General features: G+C 46.3%; 2 protein-coding genes. Both read right to left on the bottom strand.

Translation table 11 applies throughout. The features are described 5' to 3' along the window. Nucleotides 1-173: 173 nt before the first annotated feature. Nucleotides 174-1,196 (bottom strand): glycosyltransferase family protein, encoded by a 1,023-nt coding sequence (locus WEIDD23_RS00410; RefSeq protein ID WP_062358618.1) that lies wholly within the window; start codon nucleotides 1,194-1,196, stop codon nucleotides 174-176. Next, a partial coding sequence (locus WEIDD23_RS00405) for a TIGR03111 family XrtG-associated glycosyltransferase (protein WP_082778280.1) occupies nucleotides 1,193-2,281 on the bottom strand: 1,089 nt, incomplete at its 5' end. The genes WEIDD23_RS00410 and WEIDD23_RS00405, both read right to left, overlap by 4 nt.

The raw sequence follows: 2,281 nt of genomic DNA, 5'->3' as shown, positions 1-2,281 counted from the left end.
CGCGCCAAGGCTGTACATCATTCGGGTTTGCAAAAAAATGACCCTCTCGCAACCAGGCGAACGAACCGTCAGCGGTATTTAACCCTTGCTTACGAACTAAGAATGCTACATACCCTAAAACCCCACGTTGGCGCAAACGCTTCAACAACTGTGCCTTCGAATAAGCGACTTTATCAGTTCGCTTGGGTAGTGTGGCCTATTTTTAATGCATCCCGTTCATTGTAACCACCATCCCCAGCAACACCCATACTCATAAAATGAATCGGTGGAATTGCCAAGCCTTTATTAACCCGAATGATTGTTTGCTGATCAATTTGGTGTTGGCCCCACTGTACAGTTCCCACAACGGTTGCAACGCAGACAATTGCCAACAATAGCCCTTGTCCCATTTTTCGCCAATCACGCCAAAGTTGCGTTTGAACAATTCTTCGCATAATCATTAAGACCACTGCAATCGCTGGTATCATAGCTGATGGTTTGATGAAATAAGCTAACACACCCGCCAAGACCAGCGCAAGGGCCCAGATAGCCCGCAAAGACCAACGGCGACTATTTAATAACCCAGCCGCTGCTAATAGCAAAAGGGCCACCACTGGCATCACAACCGTGTCGGTGTATGGGACTAAAATCCATGGGAAGACAGTCATAAATACTGTTTCTAACCAGAGTAGCCGTCGCCAATTATCGCGTTGCACCAGTGTCATCGTGCCGACGTTGATCAGTAAAGCGAGATCGACACATACAATGCTCACGACATCAAAGAAGAACCAACTCTTCGTGTGAAATAAGCCGGCTAGTGAATCAAAAAGCATCAAGATTGGCAAATTGTTAATGTTCTGACTAAAATAACCGATCAAGTTAATGTCATCTGCATGACGTAATGCATCGTGAACCGCACCAGCATCGAACCCAATTGCTGGATGAAACTGATACGCAACAACGGCTTGGCCGACAATCGCCGCAATAAACAGGCTCCAGCTGACAACCAACTGGCGCGCACCCGGTGAGAGCCACAAATTAGTTTGCGTCAGCACGTATGACCCGCCCCCGATCAGCAATACACCCACTGACCAAAGCGTGACATCCGTTAATTTCAAATTGACAGATAACCCCGCTGAAATGACAGTAATCCCAAATAATAGGCTGAATAGCACCAGGACACTCCGATCAACGCCAGTTAAAATTTTTTGTCTCATGATTTCTCCCGTTTTAACGTCGCCCGTAACTTTCGCGCATCCGCGGCGACCAGCTGACGAAACTTTGCCAGTTCATCACTTAAGCCCCGTCCCTGCCATTTTCGTTCAGTCGGCCTATTTAACAAAGCAAACAACAACACCCACGACAACACAAACTTATAGGCGGGCATCAGTAACGTGATGTACCAGGTTTTCACATACATGCGATAAGCAGGTCGGAAAGGCTTTAAATACACCTGTGCCAACAAGAAAAACAAACCGCTGACAAACACGTACAACCCGTACATGGCCAGGTAAATCAAGCCCAGCATCTGCCAGGAGAATCCTTTCGCAACCAATACGAGTGGCGCAAAAAACCAAATTAGGCGTGGAAACAAAAATGTATGGTCAACTAATAAACGGCGAATCATAAAATTGCTAAGTAAGTGGCGCATTGAGAGCATCGCTTGCTTCTCAAAAATGTGCACAACTTCCATTTCCCCAATTTGCCACCGCTGACGTTGCCGATACAACGTATTAAAATCAGTGATTGGTTCAACGTAGAAAATGGCATTACGGGCTAATTTGACTTGGCCTTTGGCACGCATTTGAAAGGTCATATGTGTATCTTCACCAACTGTCTCACTACTGAACATAAAGGTGTCTGCTAGCTGGGCACGTCGGAAGCCTGAGAAGGCCCCTGACATGGTGAACATGTTATTGGCACCAGCTTCGGCGTTCCGGCCAACCAAAAAGGCTGCTGCATACTCGTGGTACTCTAGCAATTGCAGCAGCCGCAACCGCCATGATTGGGCGATTTGACTGATTTGCGTCAAAATAATCCCCGTCAACGCAACTGTTTGTGGTTCTGCCTCGAATTGTTGCACCATATTCAGCAACGCATTTTCATCGAGCAAACCATCACTGTCAATATGCACAAAATATTTATTAGATGTATTGTAAAGGGCCATATTAAGGGCGTTCGATTTTCCCTGGGCAGCCTCCAACCAGTTGATACGCGCTGTCGGAAATTCATGTTGGAGCTTTTGAAAGATTTGAAAGCTCTGATCCGTACTTTCGTTATTCACCAACGTAATCATGATTTT

The organism is Weissella sp. DD23 (assembly GCF_001579105.1).
Lineage (GTDB): Bacteria > Bacillota > Bacilli > Lactobacillales > Lactobacillaceae > Weissella > Weissella cibaria.
The sequence above is the reverse complement of the archived record's forward strand: the minus strand, read 5'-3'. Positions and strand labels throughout refer to the sequence as shown.